Origin of the sequence: Burkholderia sp. BCC1993 (assembly GCF_905339865.1) — a bacterium.
Classification (GTDB): domain Bacteria; phylum Pseudomonadota; class Gammaproteobacteria; order Burkholderiales; family Burkholderiaceae; genus Burkholderia.
Map to the genome: position 1 here is coordinate 14,374 of NZ_CAJPGZ010000016.1, position 17,109 is coordinate 31,482.

Annotated in this window: 14 protein-coding genes and 1 pseudogene; 3 read left to right on the forward strand and 12 right to left on the reverse strand. The window is 61.4% G+C overall.

Translation table 11 applies throughout. The annotated features are described in order from the left end of the window. Positions 1-20 precede the first annotated feature (20 nt). Positions 21-737 carry a carboxypeptidase regulatory-like domain-containing protein gene (locus U4Y91_RS25550; protein ID WP_321807422.1) on the forward strand — a complete coding sequence of 239 codons (717 nt, stop codon included), beginning with the start codon at positions 21-23 and terminating at the stop codon, positions 735-737. A gap of 208 nt (positions 738-945) precedes the next feature. Here U4Y91_RS25550 and rpoD read toward each other — a convergent pair whose 3' ends face one another. Then, the gene (rpoD, locus tag U4Y91_RS25555; RefSeq protein WP_321807423.1) at positions 946-2,973 is read right to left on the reverse strand and encodes an RNA polymerase sigma factor RpoD; all 2,028 of its coding nucleotides are present in this window, start codon (positions 2,971-2,973) and stop codon (positions 946-948) included. A gap of 404 nt (positions 2,974-3,377) precedes the next feature. After that, positions 3,378-3,869: an alkaline phosphatase family protein gene (locus U4Y91_RS25560; protein ID WP_321807424.1), complete on the reverse strand. Its 492-nt coding sequence runs from the start codon at positions 3,867-3,869 to the stop codon at positions 3,378-3,380. A 53-nt stretch (positions 3,870-3,922) separates the two neighbouring features. Here U4Y91_RS25560 and U4Y91_RS25565 point away from each other — a divergent pair. Next, positions 3,923-4,030 (forward strand): annotated as a pseudogene (locus tag U4Y91_RS25565) (IS6 family transposase); the annotation flags it as partial. 63 nt (positions 4,031-4,093) lie between these two features. Here the strand turns inward: U4Y91_RS25565 and U4Y91_RS25570 are convergent. The 6 genes from U4Y91_RS25570 to U4Y91_RS25595 all read right to left on the reverse strand — a co-directional run bounded on the left by U4Y91_RS25570 (position 4,094) and on the right by U4Y91_RS25595 (position 10,455). After that, positions 4,094-4,558: a flavin reductase family protein gene (locus tag U4Y91_RS25570; RefSeq protein WP_321807425.1), complete on the reverse strand. Its 465-nt coding sequence runs from the start codon at positions 4,556-4,558 to the stop codon at positions 4,094-4,096. 206 nt (positions 4,559-4,764) lie between these two features. Further along, a complete protein-coding gene (locus tag U4Y91_RS25575) occupies positions 4,765-6,672 on the reverse strand; it encodes an AMP-dependent synthetase/ligase (RefSeq protein WP_321807426.1) in 1,908 nt (635 codons plus the stop codon). Positions 6,673-6,674: 2 nt separating this feature from the next. Further along, positions 6,675-7,457: an enoyl-CoA hydratase/isomerase family protein gene (locus tag U4Y91_RS25580; protein ID WP_321807427.1), complete on the reverse strand. Its 783-nt coding sequence runs from the start codon at positions 7,455-7,457 to the stop codon at positions 6,675-6,677. An 8-nt stretch (positions 7,458-7,465) separates the two neighbouring features. Next, positions 7,466-8,620: an LLM class flavin-dependent oxidoreductase gene (locus tag U4Y91_RS25585; RefSeq protein ID WP_321807428.1), complete on the reverse strand. Its 1,155-nt coding sequence runs from the start codon at positions 8,618-8,620 to the stop codon at positions 7,466-7,468. Between the two features lie 288 nt (positions 8,621-8,908). Then, positions 8,909-9,688 carry a creatininase family protein gene (locus tag U4Y91_RS25590; protein WP_321807429.1) on the reverse strand — a complete coding sequence of 260 codons (780 nt, stop codon included), beginning with the start codon at positions 9,686-9,688 and terminating at the stop codon, positions 8,909-8,911. 2 nt (positions 9,689-9,690) lie between these two features. After that, positions 9,691-10,455, reverse strand: a complete 765-nt coding sequence (locus U4Y91_RS25595) for an enoyl-CoA hydratase/isomerase family protein (protein WP_321807430.1) — start codon at positions 10,453-10,455, stop codon at positions 9,691-9,693. A gap of 218 nt (positions 10,456-10,673) precedes the next feature. Here U4Y91_RS25595 and U4Y91_RS25600 point away from each other — a divergent pair, with 218 nt between their 5' ends. Further along, on the forward strand, positions 10,674-11,492 hold the full coding sequence (locus U4Y91_RS25600) for a helix-turn-helix transcriptional regulator (RefSeq protein ID WP_321807576.1): 819 nt from the start codon (positions 10,674-10,676) through the stop codon (positions 11,490-11,492). 37 nt (positions 11,493-11,529) lie between these two features. Here U4Y91_RS25600 and U4Y91_RS25605 read toward each other — a convergent pair whose 3' ends face one another. The 4 genes from U4Y91_RS25605 to lpdA all read right to left on the reverse strand — a co-directional run bounded on the left by U4Y91_RS25605 (position 11,530) and on the right by lpdA (position 17,038). Then, on the reverse strand, positions 11,530-13,167 hold the full coding sequence (locus tag U4Y91_RS25605) for an acyl-CoA synthetase (RefSeq protein ID WP_321807577.1): 1,638 nt from the start codon (positions 13,165-13,167) through the stop codon (positions 11,530-11,532). Positions 13,168-13,365: 198 nt separating this feature from the next. After that, entirely contained in the window at positions 13,366-14,514 is a 1,149-nt protein-coding gene (gene ribB / locus U4Y91_RS25610; RefSeq protein WP_321807431.1) for a 3,4-dihydroxy-2-butanone-4-phosphate synthase, read from the reverse strand. A gap of 22 nt (positions 14,515-14,536) precedes the next feature. Continuing rightward, positions 14,537-15,046 (reverse strand): Lrp/AsnC family transcriptional regulator, encoded by a 510-nt coding sequence (locus U4Y91_RS25615; protein WP_110385807.1) that lies wholly within the window; start codon positions 15,044-15,046, stop codon positions 14,537-14,539. 246 nt (positions 15,047-15,292) lie between these two features. Next, positions 15,293-17,038 carry a dihydrolipoyl dehydrogenase gene (gene lpdA / locus U4Y91_RS25620; RefSeq protein WP_321807432.1) on the reverse strand — a complete coding sequence of 582 codons (1,746 nt, stop codon included), beginning with the start codon at positions 17,036-17,038 and terminating at the stop codon, positions 15,293-15,295. Positions 17,039-17,109: the final 71 nt, after the last annotated feature.

Consider the following 17,109-nt stretch of genomic DNA (forward strand, 5'->3'; position numbering starts at 1 on the left):
TGATCTAACGGAGAAAATCAATGAATACGATGAAGAAAGCGGCACTAAGGGCATTGCAAGTCGGCACGTTTGCGCTCGCGGGTACGCTCGCGGCCTGTGGCGGAGGTGACGACAGTCCGAGCACGACGCCTTCGAATGCGTCGTCGGCCACGATCAACGGCACGGCCGCGACCGGCGCAGCGATGGCGAACGCGGCGATCACGATCGTGTGCGCGACCGGCAACGGTTCGGGCACGGCCGACGCGAACGGCGCTTTCTCGGTCACGTTTGTGCTCGCGGGGCCGTGCGCGATCACCGGCACGAACGGGACGACCACGCTGCACTCGTTCGCGAGCGGCGGCGGCACGTTCAACGTGACGCCGTTGACCGAACTGCTGCTGACCTATCTGGCGGGGCAACTGGGCACGGACCTGAACGGGCTGCTGTCGGGCCTCGCGTCCAATCCGACGTATCAAAGCGCGTTGACGAACCCCGCTGCCGTTGCGGCTGCGGCGAATGGGGTTGCCCAGACCATCAAGAACGAAACCGGCGTCACGCTGTCGACGTCCGCGTTCCTGACGACGCCGTTCAAGCCAGGCCAGGCCGGCCAGGATTCGGACCTCGAAGCGCTGAAATCGAAGGGCGCGCTCGGAGGAAACGGCCAGCCGTCTGCGACGTTGCTCGGCAAGGTGGGTGACGCCGGCAAGGCAGCCGGCAAGCCCACCGGCGGCACCGGCGGCAGCGGCAACCCGGCGTAACGGCGAGCGAAGCCGCGCGCGGCGCCGTGCGCGCGGATTCACACCCGGCGCGTTGCCCGCCACGCGGTTCGATGTCGAACGCGCGCGCGCCCGGGCAACTGTGCAGAACACCACAGCGAACACGCCCGGTCAGGACAACGATCAGGCCGACGCCTGATCGCTGCAAGTCTGGAGCCGGGCGCCGAAGGGAGGCGACGCCCGGCTTGCCTCAACGCTCAAGAAAGGGCCTGAGCTTGTCTGCACGGCTGGGATGCATCAGCTTGCGCATCGCCTTGCTCTCAATCTGACGGATCCGCTCGCGGGTCACGTCGAACTGCTTGCCGACCTCTTCAAGCGTGTGATCGGAGTTTGTGTCGAGCCCGAATCGCATCCGCAGAACCTTGGCCTCGCGCGGCGACAACCCGGCGAGTGCCTCGTCGATCGCCGCGCGCATGTTCGCGTGAATCGCCGCCTCAGCCGGTGAACTCGCCGAGACATCCTCGATCATGTCGCCGAGTGTTGCATCGGCGTCGTCACCCACCGGGGTTTCGAGCGAGACAGGTTGCTTGGCGATCTTGAGGATACCGAGCACTTTCTCCTCGGACATCTCCATGCGCTTTGCTAGCACTGCGGGATGCGCTTCCTGCCCTGTCTGTTGCAAGATTTCGCGCGATATCCGGTTCAGCTTGTTGATCGTCTCGATCATATGGACCGGCACGCGAATGGTTCGCGCCTGATCGGCGAGCGCACGCGTGACCGCCTGCCGGACCCACCAGGTCGCATAGGTCGAGAACTTCCAGCCGCGCCGGTATTCGAACTTGTCCACGGCCTTCATCAGGCCGATATTGCCCTCCTGGATCAAATCCAGGAACTGCATGCCGCGGTTCACGTATTTCTTGGCGATCGAAATGACAAGACGAAGGTTCGCCTCGATCATCTCGCGCTTGGCCTGCCGCATTTTCAGTTCCGCGGCACTCATCTGGCGGTTGATCTGCTTGAGCTGCTGGAGCGGCAACGAGACCCGTGACTCGATGTCGACGAGTTTCTGCTGCGCCTCCTGAATCGCCGGCTGATGTCGCTCGAGCGCCGCGCCAAACTGCTGCGAGGTCGCTGCCGTGCGGTTCGTCCATTCGAGGTCGGTCTCGTGGCCCGGGAACGACTCGACAAACGCGTCGCGCGGCATGCCGCAACGGTCGACAGCAATCGCCAGGATGCTGCGCTCGATCGCGCGCACCTCGGTCACCTGCTCATGCACATTGGCGCACAGGCGGTCGATGGTCTTGGCCGTAAAGCGGATCGGCGCGAGTTCACGCTGGATCGCCGTGCGCACTTGCGCAGCGGCTGCGGAACGGGCACCGCCAGTGACGGGCACATCCGGCAACTGCTCGAACAGTGCACGCACGCGTGCGAAAATCACCAGACTGTCGTTCGTGAGTTCTTCGAGGCGCGCCGCGTTCGCCTTCTCCGAATCCCCGGCATCCGTTTCGACGTCGTCTTCGTCCGAATCATCGTCGGCGGCGAGTGCGTCCGCATCCTCTTCTTGGGACTCCGGCGTTATTTCGCTTTCATCGGCGTCGACACTGATGCCATCGACCAGTTCGTCGATGCGGAGTTCGCCTGCCACGATGCGGTCGACATCGGCAAGAATCGTGGACACGATCGACGGACACGCGGCAATCGCTTGAATCATGTCCTGTAGACCATCTTCGATCCGTTTCGCGACCTCGATTTCACCGGCGCGGGTCAGCAGTTCGCTGGCCCCCATCTCACGCATGTACATCCGAACCGGATCCGTGGTGCGGCCGAATTCGGAATCGACGGTCGATAACGCAGCTTCCGCCTCCTCGTCCGCCTGATCGTCGGATGCCACGGCCGGCGCATCGCTGGTCAACAGGAGCGTCTCGGCGTCCGGCGCTTGCTCGTATACGGCCACGCCCATGTCGCTGAACGTGCTGACGATGGTGTCCATCGCCGCCGTTTGGGCAAAGTTGTCGGGCAGGTGATCGTTGATGTCCGCGTGGGTGAGATAGCCGCGCTCGCGACCGAGCGCGATCAACGCGCGCATCTGGTGCTGGCGCTCCTCATTCTGGCGTGCCAGTGACGCGATGTCCGTCGGCGTCAGGGCCTGGGTCTTTCCCTTTGACACACGGCGGCCGGCTTTTGCCGTGGCTGTGATTTCAGGGGATGTGGAATCGTTCCGATCAGGAATTGCCAATACATGCTCCTCGACAGATGAGCCGACGATCGTCGCGAGCATGACGCCAGAATGGGTTGCCTGCCGGGATGCGAACGGAATCGTGATACGCAAAGATGGTCGAGGCCGGGACGCCTCGCTCGAAATCCGTATGCGCAGCTTGTGGGGGGCATGAATGATACCGGAAAGTATTGTGCGGCACAACACAGGGCCCTTGGATTTCCATACACTTTACCGGTGTTGCCCGCTCTAGCTGCGACAAAGGGGGTCGCAGTCACCCCCATGTCCCTGCTAGTGAATGCGTGCTGTCGACCCATTTTGGCCCGTTGGCTGGGCGCGGCGTGGGCGGCAGTTTCCAAGATGAAGCGGCCTCTTGAGTGTCCGAGTGACGCGATGGGCGACGATCCCTTCATGGCCAGAAACCGCCGCCTTCCAACACGCCCTTGGATATCTCCCCCTGCCCCTCCTCACGCCCCTCCGTACGTGGACTGCATCGGCCAGTTCAGATTGTTGAATGCCGTTGCGGCACGGTTGACCGTCGGCGTGGTCGCAGGCGGCGCGACGGGCAGCGCCGAAGGGCACACGTGTATGTCGCTCGCCTTGCGAGGCCGGCTCAGTGTGAGAACCGACGAAAAATCTACCGCACCAGCAAAACGCGGACTATCCAGGAACGGAACTACCGTACGCTGCGTGATCAGCGCGAGCGTTCTGGCGATCGAAACGTGGTCGTAAAACGCATGACCGATCGTTGCTTGCTTGACATACGGTGATACGACGATCGCCGGCACCCGAAAGCCGTACCGATCGAAACGAAACCCACGCTGTGTCAGAGTGCGACCATTCCGGCTCAAGTCGGACCAGCGACAAAAGGAACTTGCGATGGGCTTCAGTGAGCGCGCAGGGAAGCTCATCGGTTGCACCATCTCAAGTTGGTCCAGACCGATTTCGTCAACGGTCATTCCAACGAAGCCTGCTTCGTATTCATCGGCAAGAGAGATTTTCGTTACACCCGGATCTGTTGAGCGGCATCGAGCTCATGCATATGATCGCCAAAGGCCAAATTCAAGACCGTGGCATCGGATACACTCACTTGCACCAGTTTTACTCACTGAAAACATAAACAATCCTACTGATACCGCAACTTTTCACCATCTTCCCCTCACCGCCACAAAACCCTGGCGTTTCAAGCCTCCTTCTGTGGCAGCCGATGATAAGCGCGCCCGTGATACACCAAGCCCGAGTCCGAGGAACCAAGATGCACCGCCTGCACGGCACAGAAGAAAACCGTATGTGTGCCAATGTCGATGCTTCGGTCCACCGTGCAGTCGAGACTCGCAGCCGCAGTTGCCAGCGCCGGCGCACCTGTGACGAGACGGAGCCACTCGCCGTACGTGAAGCGCTCGCTCATCTGCACATCGCCCTTGCCCGCGAAGATCGGCGCAAGCTCCTCATGCTCGTGGGACAGCACGTTGATACAGATGATGCCCGCCGTGCTGAAGTGGCCATACTGGCGGCTGGACCGGCCTATGCAAACGAGCACCGTCGCCGGGTCGTCGGTCACGGAGCACACGGCGGACACCGTCATGCCGACATCGCCGGAAGGTGTCGTGGTGGTGATGATATTTACCGCGGCTCCGATACGGGCCATGGCCTCGCGGAAGGTCGTGCGGTCTGGGGAAAGTGCTATCACGGCGGTACCTCTCTCGGTTGACGGAACGGCGGTGCGGCTTCGTGGCGGAGCGCCACAGGTACTTCCACGAAGCAGCGTGGTGAAGTACCCGTGGCGTTGCACCGGTCATGGCCCGCGCCGCACCGTCAATGGGTTCTCGCTGCCAGTTGCGCTGCCGGCGCGTGTTATTGCGGGTGAACAGAAGCTGCGGGCCCCGAACCGACAAGCTGCTCTTTGATCAACTGTTCTTCGGCATCGTCGTAAAGGCCGGCAATGATGCGCTCGTAACGCGCCATCAGCGGCTTGCGGCGTTTCTTGCGCGTTGCGGTCATCACGCCGTTTTCCGGTGTGAGCTCCTCGGGGAATAGCCTGAACGCCTTGATCTGCTCTGCCCGCGCCAACCTCGCGTTGGCCTTTTCCACTTCTTCGCGGATCAGGTCGATCACGATCGGCGACGTGGCCAGATCAGCGTAGCGCGTGATCGAAGGGTCGCGCGTCCTGGCCCAGTCCATGGTGAGCGTGCCGTCGACTTCGATCAACGCCGTCAGATACTTGCGCCCTTCGCCAATCACCAGCGCCTCCGTGATGTAAGGGCTCTGGCGAAGTTCGTTTTCGATCTGCACCGGGCTGATCGTTTTGCCGGCGGCGGTGTTGATAAGCTCTTTCTTTCGATCGATCAGCTTGTACGAACCGTCCGCCCCGACGTCGACGATGTCGCCGGTATACAACCAGCCGTCCCGCAACGCGGCATTCGTTTCAGCTTCCTTGTTCCAGTAGCCGATGAACAGTCCCGGCCCGCGCACGATCATTTCGCCGTCCGGCAACACGCGTGTTTCCCATGCGGGGTCGTCAATCGGCACGCCGGAGTTGCCGGGCCTCGACCAGTCAGTGACCTGCGCGAGGTTTCCGCCGACCATCTCCGTTTGCCCGTAATTCTCTTTCAGGTTGACGCCCCACAACTGGAACAGTGTGACGACCTCGGGCGGCACCGGCGCGGACGCCGTATACGGATAGCGCAAATCGTCGAAGCCGATTGTGGCCAGCAACGGCTTGAAAACGAGCTCGCGGCAGGTGGCGTAGAGCTGTTCCTTGAACGGGTCGCTCGTGCCTGCGTCCAGTCGATCGGCCAGTACTTCCCGAGCGATGCCAAGTGCGAGCTTGTAGTTTCTCTGCTCGACTTCACTGCTGCCGTTCACGTGGTTGATGAGCTGGGTCGCGAATTTCTGATAGAAGCGCGGCGGCGCCATGTAGGACGTCGGCCTGACTTCCTGAATGCACTTCGCGAAATCGGCCGACACGTCGACGAAGTAAGGTACCGTCTTCGCGATCAACGGCAGCGTCGTCCCCTGAAGGCGCGCGACCGTGTGCGACAGCGGCAGATGGACCACCATGCGCTGCGGTTCGGACAGTATCGCCGGACAGAAGGTGGGCCACGTGAACGCACCCGCCAGCATCGACAGATGCGTGAGCATCGCACCTTTGGGCGCCCCCGTGGTTCCCGACGTGTAACCGAGGCTCACCAGGTCCGTCGACTTCGCAAGCCGCGACTGCTCACGCAGATAGGCGACTTCGTCGCCGGCAAAATCCGACGCGAACTCGGCAAGCGAAACGACATTCGTGCCGGTTTCACCGGGCGTGCGCTTCCAGCTCGGATCGAGCACCACGATTTTGACGAGCCTGCGGGACGTATCGGCCGCTTCCACGATCCGAAGCTGTTCGGCACTTCCGGCAAAAGCGAGTCTCGCTCCTGAATCCTCCAGGTAGTAGCGGACCTCTTCGACCGATGCGGTGAAATAGATGCCCACCGTCACCGCTCCCGAGCAGATCGTCGCCATATCGGCGATGACCCACTCGCAGGATACGTCGCCCATGATCGCAACCCGTTCGCCGCGTGCCACACCGGCCTCCCGGAGTGCTACGGATACCGAACAGACTGCGTTCGCATAGCCTTTCCAGGTGGTGGGTATCCACTCGCCGGCACGCTTCTGGAAGAACGCGTTTGTGTCGGCGTCGTTCTTCACCCGCTCGATCAGCAACGCCGGAATAGTAGTGGTGGCGAATTGACTGCCGGAAGTCCACGGTGCCGCGCTCATTTTCAGTGGTCTCCAAAGCGCTTGCGCCGTTCGGCGAACGAAGCCACCGCTTCGCGGCGCTCGGGCGAATTGAAAGTCAGCGTTTCCAGCGCGAGCGACGTATCGAGCAGCAGGTGGGCATTCTGCTTGACGAGCTTGTTGACGCAGTATTTCGTCCAGACGATCGCGTCGCGCGGGCCGCTCGCGAGCAGTTCCGCGTAATCGATCGTCGCGTCCAGCAGTTTGTCGCTTTCGACGATCTTGTTGATCATCCCCATCGCCAGCGCTTCTTCCGCGCTGACGAAGTCGCCCGTCATCAGATAGTGCCGAGCGCGGACCGGCCCGAGAAGAAGCGGCCAGATCACCGCTCCGCCGTCGCCCGCGACGACACCGGCATTGACGTGCGTATCGGCGAACCGTGCGGTCGGGCTCGCATAAATCATGTCGCAGAACAGCGCGAGCGTGGCGCCGAGACCCACGGCCACGCCATTGACCGCCGCCACGATCGGCACCTCGACCTCGAGCATGTTTCTCACGAGGTGACGGCCACCACGCGTCGCCGACGGGATATTGCCGTTGTCGATCGACTTCTGGTCGCCGCCCGAGCAGAAACCGCGGCCGGCGCCGGTCAAAACGATCGCCTTGACCGATTTGTCGTGATCCAGATCGACGAATACCTGTTCCAGCTCGTCGTGCATGTCCCAATTGATGGCGTTCAGGATTTCCGGGCGATTCATCGTGACAATCGCGACGCCGGACGACCGCTGTTCGACATTCAGATACTGATAGCGCGAAGACGTATTCATACGTAGGTTCATCCTTGACTTTGCTGCGGGTTGGCGGCCTGCGGGCGCATGGCGCGAATCTTCTCGAGCAACTCGTCGGTCGGGCGGACGATATTGTTGCGATCGTTGAAATGCGGAATCACGTAACGGCCCACCATCTCGATCGCCGACATGATCTGCTCGTGCGGTACCGAGTCGATATGCAGCAGCACCTCGTCGATTCCGAGCTTCTCGTATTGCTCCAGCTGACGAATGACGGTATCGGGGCTTCCGCACACCGTGGTGGCGGATTCGTTCAGCAGGTAGTCCCAATCTTCGGCGGCCCGTTGCATCGCGGGCACGCTTTCGGCCATGTATGCGTAGTTGTCCGCGAGTTTGGCGAGCCGCGGATACGCATCGGTCGAGATGCGCGCATAGTTCATGATCGCGCCGGCGTAAATGTCCTTCGCTTCCTGGTCGGTCTTGCCGATACCGATGAAGATCGGCATGCCGGCGCGCGGCTTGTGCAACGGCCCGGTCTCGTCGCGCTTCCAGCTCTTCCAGTAGGTGTCGAGCAGCCCCTTCTGTTTTTCCCATCCCTGATAAATCGCATGACTCATCACCGCAAGGCCTTCCGAGCCGGCCCACGCGTGGCTGTTCGCGCTGGTCGCGGCAACGCCGAGCACGGGATACGGTTTTTGCATCGGCTTCGGCACGAGCGACCGGGGCGGCACCTGGTAATACTTTCCTTCGAAGGTAAACACGTCTTCACGCATCGCTCTGCGCAGCAGCGCCATGCCCTCTTCCATCTGCGGCAGGGTTTCCTCCGGCGATACGTTGAACGCACGCATGGCGATCGTGGTGTTGGCGCGACCGCAATACATCTCCATCCGCCCGTTGGAGAGGATGTCGGTTGCCGCCAGCCGTTCCGCGGTACGCAGTGCGTGATTGATAGCCTTGGGCATCAACGCCACGGCGGGACGAAGCTTGATTCGCGACGTGACGGCCGCGAGATAACCAAAGACCACTTCAGGCGCCGAGCTCGACACGCCGCCAAGCGCAAAGTGTTGCTCCGACAACGCAACGAAGTCGAAACCCATTTGCTCCGCGAAAAGCGCTTCGCGAACCAGTTCACGAAGCCTGTTCGAGTAGCTATGCCCGACCTGCGTCTCCTGCTCGGACCAAAAACCGATTTTCAATGGCATTTTCTTTTCCTTGATAGTCGTAGTTTGCAAATTCACGGCGCGCGCGAACTGTTGCCCAGGTTCGGCCAGTGTCTCGCCGTAAAACCATGAACATCGTCCTTGCGCTAGATTTCGAAACATCTCAGCGGAAGTCGATAGGGATACTTATCGATTCGTCTTCCGCTTCGGCTTTGAATCCTCGTTGTTTCCGTGAATAAATATTGCCGCAGATCTCGCAGCATTTTTTATTCTTTTCATGCCGCCACCTCGTCGATACCGGCAGATCATGCTGCCGGCGCACCGGCCCTTCTACGTCGACGACTCGGCCGAAAATGCCGACGCGAGAAGTCTGGCCGTGGCATGCAGGCACGTCTCGCCGATCTCGCGTGACGATCCTCGCGCATCGCCGAGCACGCCGTTTCGCGAGATCGACGCCACGCCCTCCTTCCACATCCGGTTCAATTGCTCGGTCGTCATGGCGCCCACATGGCCTGCCACGAGTTGATCGTGTCGAACGCTGTCGGGGCGAAGATGGATCATGAGCGAGGTTTCGGCGATGTCGGCGTGTCCGCCCACGGATTCCGGATCGCCACCGGCTGCCTCGACCGCCAGTCGCCATTCGCGCAGCCACGCCTGATGATCCGTATAGGCAAGCACCTGGACGTCCGGCCCGACAGCCTCTCGCAAGCTCGGCAACATCGCATGAAGGGCATTGAAGTTGCCGACATGAGCGGAAAAAAGGTAGATGCGCTTGAATCCGTGCGTCGCGAGGCTCACACAGTAATCGTGGCAGAGCGCGGCATACGTGTGCTCCTGCAACGAGATCGTGCCCGGGAAGGCCATGTGGTGCTTCGAGCATCCCACTTGGATCGTCGGTGCGATCAGGGTTCGCCCCAGCAGCGTGGCGATTTCGACGGCCAGCGCGTCAGCATGATCGGCATCCATGCTCAGCGGCAGATGGGGGCCGTGCTGCTCGATCGCGCCGCAGGGAATGATCACGCGATCAAACTGCGTGGCCAATGCGGCCGCCACGTCCTCATACGTCATCCGGGCGAGATGCAGTGTTTCCGGTGGTTGGAGATTGCTCACGATCAGGCCTTCTTGTTGCGGGTCAGAAATCGGGATCTTGCGTCCGCGGTCTTCGCGTTGCCGAGATATCCACGCAGGTCATCGAGCGTCATCTGCAGCAGCGCTGCATCGTTCATCCGTGAGCTCTCGCGCAGCGTTCTCTTGATGGCGGCGAAGAGTTGCCGCTCCTTGCTGCAAAGCGCGCGGCATTTCGCAAGCGCGTCTCGCAGCACTTCGTCACGCGTGGATATCGCGTCCACCGCGCCCATAGCGAGCGCATCGCCGGCAGTGATCAGTTCGCCTGAAAACAGCAGCGAACGCGCGGCACGTTGACCGAGCAGCGTCGCTGCGTGGCGCATGCCTTTTGCCGCGGGCAACAAGCCGTGATTGATCTCGGGAAATCCCAGCCGGGAATCAGCGGACGCGACGACGTAATCGGCATGCAGCACCATTTCGAATCCCGCGCCCACCGCGTAGCCGTTGATCGCGCACACGAGCGGGCTCGGATACTGCTCGAGTTGCTCCAGGAACGCGTGGAACGCTTCCATGCGCGACAGCGCGAGTTCATGGTCCGCCACTTCATTGATATCGCCGCCGGCACAAAAGAACTTCTCTCCCGCCCCGGTGAGCACGATGCCCGGTGGCACGCTTTGTTGCGCGAAGTCGCTGAAGATCGAAATCAAGGCAGTGATGAGCGGTTCGCTCAGCGCGTTCGCCGGCGGCCGGTCTATCGTCAGCTGCACGAGGTCTGCATCGATGTGTGTGCAAATCAGTTCGTCGGTTTTCATACCTGATGCCTCGTCATTTTTGATTGGGTCAGTGTAGGTGCAGCGGGGCCAAATTTAATTTTGATTTGCCGGCGCCATGGTTGATTCGGCGGATTAAAATCGCGTCACTCAGATGGCCCACCGAATGTTGCGCTGAGGGCGGCGACTCATGAACTCACCGAGGCCGCGCACGCGCAGAAAGCGAGTGAACCGTGGAACCCGAAACGCCTGAAATCCGTATGTCCGCTTCGCCAGCCATGACAGACGACGTGAAGATCAACTATCAACCGTTCGATCCGGATTCCGTCGATTTGCCGGTCATTTCCGTCCTGCTGGAGACGAGTGGAAAAGAGGATGAACTGCCGATGCACGTTCATCGCAAGGGGCAAATGGTCGTCGCGTTGAGCGGGTCGGTCATGTGCCGATCGCCGAGCGGATGGTGGATCGTCCCGCCCAACGGCGCGGTGTGGATTCCGGGCGGCGTTCCTCACAGCAATCATGCTTCCGACTTCGCGAAGCTATACGTCATCTTCATTGCACCGGACGAAGCCGGCCTGCCGACCGACTGCCGCAGCTTCACGATCACGCCGCTCATCCGCGAGCTGATCCGTTCTCTGGCCAGATTTCCACCCGACTATCCGAAGGACGGCCCGGTGGGTCGGCTCGCACGAGTGTTGCTGGATCAGCTTGCGCAACTGGCGCCCGACGACGTCTTTCTCCCGATCTCCGACAATCCGCGGCTCCAACAGATCGCTTCGGCGTTGCTCGACAATCCCGCCGACCGCAGCACGATCGCGGAATGGGGGCGCCGATATGCGATGAGCGAGCGTACGCTCGCGCGGTTGGTGCGCAGCGAAACCGGCATGACGTTCGGGCGCTGGCGCGAGCGTCTGCATATCATCATTGCGCTTCAGCGATTGTCGGCGGGAGCGTCGGTTCACGCCGTCGCGCTCGAACTCGGCTATGAAGGTCCCAATTCGTTCATCACCATGTTCAAGAAGACCATGGGACAAAGTCCCGGCAAATTTCGAGTGGACAAGGACGCTTCTTCGCGTTGATCGAAACGCGGCGGCTGGCGCTACACCGCCGCGTCTTTCACAGCTCGCGCGCGCGCTCCCGCAAGATGAATTTCTGGATCTTGCCGGTCGATGTCTTCGGCAGTGGCGTGAAGACGATGGTCTTGGGCACCTTGAAATGTGCCAGCCGCTCGCGGCAAAACGCGATGATGTCCGCTTCGGTCACGACCGAATCGTCCTTGAGCGTGATGAACGCGCAAGGTGTCTCGCCCCACTTGTCGTCCGGACGCGCGACGATTGCCGCCTCCAGAACAGCGGGATGGGAATACAGCATGTCCTCGATCTCGATCGACGAAATGTTTTCACCTCCCGAGATGATGATGTCCTTCGAGCGATCCTTGATTTCCAGGTAGCCATCGGAATGCCAAACCCCGAGATCGCCCGTATGAAACCACCCGCCGGCAAATGCGTCGACCGTGGCGCCCGGATTCTTCAGGTAGCCCTTCATCACGTTGTTGCCGCGCAGAAAGACCTCGCCGAGCGTCTGCCCATCCTGTGGAACGGGCTCCAGCGTATCCGGGTGTGCCACCATCATCGCGTCGAGAACCGGGCCGCGTACACCCTGGCGAGCCTTGAGTCGCGCTTTCGCATCGAGATCGAGCGCATTCCACGACTCGCGCCACACGCATTGCACGACCGGCCCGTAAGATTCGGTCAGCCCATAGGCATGCGTCACGTCCCAGCCCATGCGTTCCATGCCGGCGATCACCGCAGCAGGCGGCGGCGCACCGCCGGTCATGACCTTGACGCCGTGACGAATGCCCGCTTTCAGCTCCGGCGCGGCGTTGTTGATCATGTTCAACACCACGGACGCGCCACAGAAATGCGTAACCGCCTCGGTGCGGATGGCATCGAGTATCCGCTCGGCCCGCGTATGGCGCAGAAAGACACTGGTGCCGGCCACCAACGCCATGGTCCAGGGAAAGCACCAGCCATTGCAATGAAACATCGGCAAGGTCCACAAATAGGTCGTGTGCTCGTCCAGATGCCACGATAGTGCATTCGACACGGCGTTCAGATATGCGCCGCGATGGTGATACACCACGCCTTTTGGATTGCCCGTCGTGCCCGACGTGTAGTTCAGCGCAATGGCTTGCCATTCGTCTTCAGGCATCGCGACAGAGAATTCCGTGTGCTCGGCCTCCTGCAGCAACGCTTCGTAGTCTTTTTCGCCGAGCAGATCGCCCTCTCCAAACTGCGGATCGTCAATGTCGATCACCTGAATGACGCGGCCAAGACGCGCCAGCGCTTTCTTCACTGTCGGCGAGAATTCGCGGTCGGTGATCAGCAGCTTCGCGTTGCCGTGGTCGAGAATGAACGCGATCGTATCGGCATCGAGCCGCGTGTTGATGGTGTTCAGTACCGCGCCGCAAAGCGGTACACCGAAGTGCGCCTCGAACAGTTCCGGCGTATTGGCCGCGATCATCGCCACCGTATCGCCGTTGCCGATGCCGCGCCCGAGCAGCGCACCGGCGAGTAGCCGGCAACGTCGATACGTTTCGGCCCAATCACGGCGAATCGCGCCATGCACGATGGCCGTGCGCTCCGGCCAGACAGATGCGGCGCGTTCGAGAAACGTCAGCGGCGACAAAGCGACGAAGTTCGCGGGGTCGCGCTCGAGTCCGATCGTATAGGGATTGTCTGCCGTTGTTTTCATGCGGGCCGCCCCATGGCTATGGCGCTCGCGCTCGCCGAAGATGCCCAGGTTTTCTGCGTGTCTCATCTCTCCTCCAGTTGCTTTTATGGTCACGAAACGCTCTGAAACGAGCGGCACGACTTCATTCGGAACGAGGCCACCGTGACTCGGACGAGAGCACCCGATCTCTTCATCGGCACGGGGCGCGGCTGAATGGCGTCAAACTTCCTGATAGTCGTGGATACGCTCTATTTTTCTCTGCTCCACCACGTTCAAACCGTAGCCCTCCAGGCCCACGATCGTTCGTTCGTGATTGGAGAGCAGGATCATGTTCTTCACGCCGAGTTCGGTGAGGATTTGCGCGCCGATTCCGTAGTCACGCAGTTCCGGCTCGGCAGGCTTGGGATGCATCATCGAACGCACACGTTCCGACACGGCCGTGGCACGCGACTCGCGGATCACCACGATCACGCCGCGGTTCTCGTCCGCCAGCAATCGCGCGGCGCCGCGTAGAGACGCGAGGTGGTGACCGCCCATGACGTCGTTCATGGTGTCCATCGCATGCATGCGCACGAGCACGGGGTCAGCGCCTCGAAGATCGCCCATGACGAACGCAATATGCTCGACCTGATCGATCCGGTTCCGGTAGACGACGATCCGCCAATGTCTTCCATTCGGCTCGGTAAAGCTGCCGTGTTCGACGGCCTCCACGAGCCTTTCCGTTCGTCGGCGATACGCGATGAGATCGGCGATCGTGCCCAGCTTCAGCTTGTGTCGCCGTGAAAAGGCGATGAGGTCCGGCAGCCTCGCCATGGTGCCGTCGTCGTTCATGATTTCGCAGATCGCACCGGCCGGCGCGAGCCCGGCCAGACGGGCGATATCTACCGCGGCCTCCGTGTGCCCTGCGCGCACGAGCGTGCCGCCGTCGCGCGCCATGAGCGGAAACACATGCCCGGGGGACACGAGCTCGTCGCGCCCCGTTTCCGGATTGATCGCAAGCGAAATCGTGCGGGAACGGTCGGCCGCCGAGATGCCCGTGCTCACACCGTCACGCGCCTCGATCGACACCGTGAAGGCCGTCTCGTGCCGCGAGCCGTTGATCCGGCTCATCAGATGCAGGCCCAGCGATTCGCAGCGCGCGCGTGTCATCGCGAGGCAGATCAAGCCACGCGCATGCGTCGCCATGAAGTTGACGGCATCGGGCGTGGCGAATTGCGCGGGAATGAAAAGGTCGCCTTCGTTCTCGCGATCCTCGTCGTCGACCAGAATGAACATGCGGCCGGCGCGTGCTTCTTCGATAATGTCCGACGCCGTCGCGATGTCGGCGCGCGAATCCACCGGCTGGCGGATCGATGTTGCGTTACTCATGAAACCACCTCGAGCGATGTGATCACGACGCCTGCGCCATGCCGTGAATCTGGATAGGCCGTGTCTTGTCGATAGGCAACGTCGTCTTGTTGGCAAGCCGTTTGAGCACGACGTTCGAGCGAACGCTGGCCACGCCGGGAAGCGACGTCAGCTTGTGCGTGATGATGTGTTCCAGTTCGACGAGATCCCTCGCCACCACCCGCAGCAGATAGTCGGTTTGTCCGGTCATCATGAAACAGTCCATGACTTCGGTGATGCCTCTCACCGTATCGGCGAAATTCTCCCGCGCCTGCATGCCCTGCCGCTCCAGACTGATCTCGACGATGGCCATCACGCCCAGGCCGAGCAGGGACGCATTGAGCACCGCGACGCGCCGGCTGATTACACCGAGACGCTCGAGATTCCTGACTCTGACGAGACAGGGAGACGGCGACAGGTTGACTCGAGCCGCCAGTTCGAGATTCGTCAAACTTGAGTCCTCCTGAAGTTCACTCAGGATGCTAAGGTCTATTCTGTCCAGCGCAACGTTCATGGCCTGGGTCTCCTCATTGCCTAAGGCTCCGGTGCCCTGAGGTTCGAACGCTCGTTGTCGAGCGGAACATCGATTTCCGCTCCAGCACGCATTCGAACAACATCACCTGATGAACGAGTTTATGCCAGCCGACTCCGTGGAAAATTCCGATAAAAAGTCGAGTTATCACCAAAAACAGCCATTCTGACGCCCGCTCGGGAAAACCCGCAATTCGTCATACTTACGACACGTAAGCCGAGATGGCGATCAGGCCTTTCTGGGCGGCGGCAGGTCCGTACAGACGCCTTCGTACAGCTCGGCGGCCATGCCGATCGATTCGCCGAGCGTCGGGTGCGGATGGATCGTCTTGCCGATGTCTTCCGCGTCCGCGCCCATCTCGACGGCGAGACACACTTCGCTGATCAGGTCGCCCGCGTTCAGGCCGACGATCCCGCCGCCGATCACGCGATGGGTTTCCTCGTCGAAGATCAGCTTCGTGAAGCCTTCGTCGCGGCCGTTCGCGATCGCGCGGCCCGATGCGGCCCACGGGAACACGGCCTTGCCGTACTTGATGCCTTCGGCCTTGCACTGGTCTTCCGTCTTGCCCGCCCACGCCACTTCCGGATCCGTGTACGCCACCGACGGGATCTGCAGTGCGTCGAAGTACGCCTTCTCGCCGTGCGCGGCTTCCGCTGCGACGTGGCCTTCATGCACGGCCTTGTGCGCGAGCATCGGCTGACCGACGACGTCGCCGATCGCGAAGATGTGCGGCACGTTCGTGCGCATCTGCTTGTCGACGTCGATGAAGCCGCGGTCGGTGACCGCGACGCCTGCCTTGTCGGCGCCGATATTCTTGCCGTTCGGGCTGCGGCCCACTGCGACCAGCACGAGGTCGTAGCGCTGTGCTTCCGCCGGGGCCTTTTCGCCCTCGAACTTCACGTAGATGCCGTCTTCCTTCGCTTCCGCGCCGACCGTCTTGGTCTTCAGCATCACGTTGCCGAAGCGCTTCGCGTTGTACTTTTCCCAGACCTTCACGAGATCGCGGTCCGCGCCCATCATCAGGCCGTCCATCATTTCGACCACGTCGATCTCGGCGCCGAGCGTCGAGTACACCGTTGCCATTTCGAGGCCGATGATGCCGCCGCCGATCACCAGCATGCGCTTGGGCAGTTGACGCAGTTCGAGTGCGCCCGTCGAATCGACGACGCGCGGGTCTTCCGGCATGAACGGCAGCTTCACCGCCTGCGAGCCCGCGGCGATGATCGCCTGCCTGAACCGGACGACCTTCTTGCCGTTCTCGCCTTGCACTTCCATGTGGAACGGATCGACGAACGCGCCCGTGCCCGTCACGACTTCGACCTTGCGTGCCTTCGCCATGCCGGCGAGGCCGCCTGTGAGTTTCCTGACGACGCCCGACTTGAAGTCACGCAGCTTGTCGAGATTGATCTGCGGCTTACCGAAGGTGATGCCATGCGAGCCGAGCGCCGCGACTTCATCGATCACGAGCGCCGTATGCAGCAGTGCCTTCGACGGGATGCAGCCGACGTTCAGGCAGACGCCGCCGAGCGTCGAGTAGCGTTCGACGAGCACCGTCTTCATGCCGAGGTCGGCTGCGCGGAACGCGGCCGAGTAGCCGCCGGGGCCGGCGCCGAGCACGAGCATGTCGTATTCGATATCTGCGTTACCGGAGAGGCTGCCGCCTTGCGGTGTGGCTGATGCATTTTCCGATGGCGGGACCGGAGCGCCCGCCAACGAACTCGCGGCAGGCAGTTCGCGAACGTCTTCAAGAAGCGCGATCGACGTGCCTTCGGACACGATATCGCCGACCTGGACGCTCAATGCCTTGACGATGCCAGAGATTGGGCTTGGTACATCCATGGTTGCCTTGTCGGATTCGAGCGTAATCAGGGATTGCTCTTTCTCGACGCGATCACCGATTTTCACTGCGATTTCGATGACGGGGACTTCTTTGTAATCGTCGATATCCGGCACTTTGATTTCGATGAGACTCATGTACGTCCCTTGTTGTTTGCCTACTGAGAGAGGGATGGGGAAACTCGTGTATGAACCGGACTAGAGCCTGA

Bases quoted from the DNA above. Each gene is read 5' to 3' on its own strand.
- U4Y91_RS25550 (WP_321807422.1), top strand. From the start codon at position 21: ATGAATACGATGAAGAAAGCGGCACTAAGGGCATTGCAAGTCGGCACG.
- rpoD (WP_321807423.1), bottom strand. From the start codon at position 2,973: ATGCTCGCGACGATCGTCGGCTCATCTGTCGAGGAGCATGTATTGGCA.
- U4Y91_RS25560 (WP_321807424.1), bottom strand. From the start codon at position 3,869: ATGACCGTTGACGAAATCGGTCTGGACCAACTTGAGATGGTGCAACCG.
- U4Y91_RS25570 (WP_321807425.1), bottom strand. From the start codon at position 4,558: ATGGCCCGTATCGGAGCCGCGGTAAATATCATCACCACCACGACACCT.
- U4Y91_RS25575 (WP_321807426.1), bottom strand. From the start codon at position 6,672: ATGAGCGCGGCACCGTGGACTTCCGGCAGTCAATTCGCCACCACTACT.
- U4Y91_RS25580 (WP_321807427.1), bottom strand. From the start codon at position 7,457: ATGAATACGTCTTCGCGCTATCAGTATCTGAATGTCGAACAGCGGTCG.
- U4Y91_RS25585 (WP_321807428.1), bottom strand. From the start codon at position 8,620: ATGCCATTGAAAATCGGTTTTTGGTCCGAGCAGGAGACGCAGGTCGGG.
- U4Y91_RS25595 (WP_321807430.1), bottom strand. From the start codon at position 10,455: ATGAAAACCGACGAACTGATTTGCACACACATCGATGCAGACCTCGTG.
- U4Y91_RS25600 (WP_321807576.1), top strand. From the start codon at position 10,674: ATGTCCGCTTCGCCAGCCATGACAGACGACGTGAAGATCAACTATCAA.
- U4Y91_RS25605 (WP_321807577.1), bottom strand. From the start codon at position 13,167: ATGAAAACAACGGCAGACAATCCCTATACGATCGGACTCGAGCGCGAC.
- ribB (WP_321807431.1), bottom strand. From the start codon at position 14,514: ATGAGTAACGCAACATCGATCCGCCAGCCGGTGGATTCGCGCGCCGAC.
- U4Y91_RS25615 (WP_110385807.1), bottom strand. From the start codon at position 15,046: ATGAACGTTGCGCTGGACAGAATAGACCTTAGCATCCTGAGTGAACTT.
- lpdA (WP_321807432.1), bottom strand. From the start codon at position 17,038: ATGAGTCTCATCGAAATCAAAGTGCCGGATATCGACGATTACAAAGAA.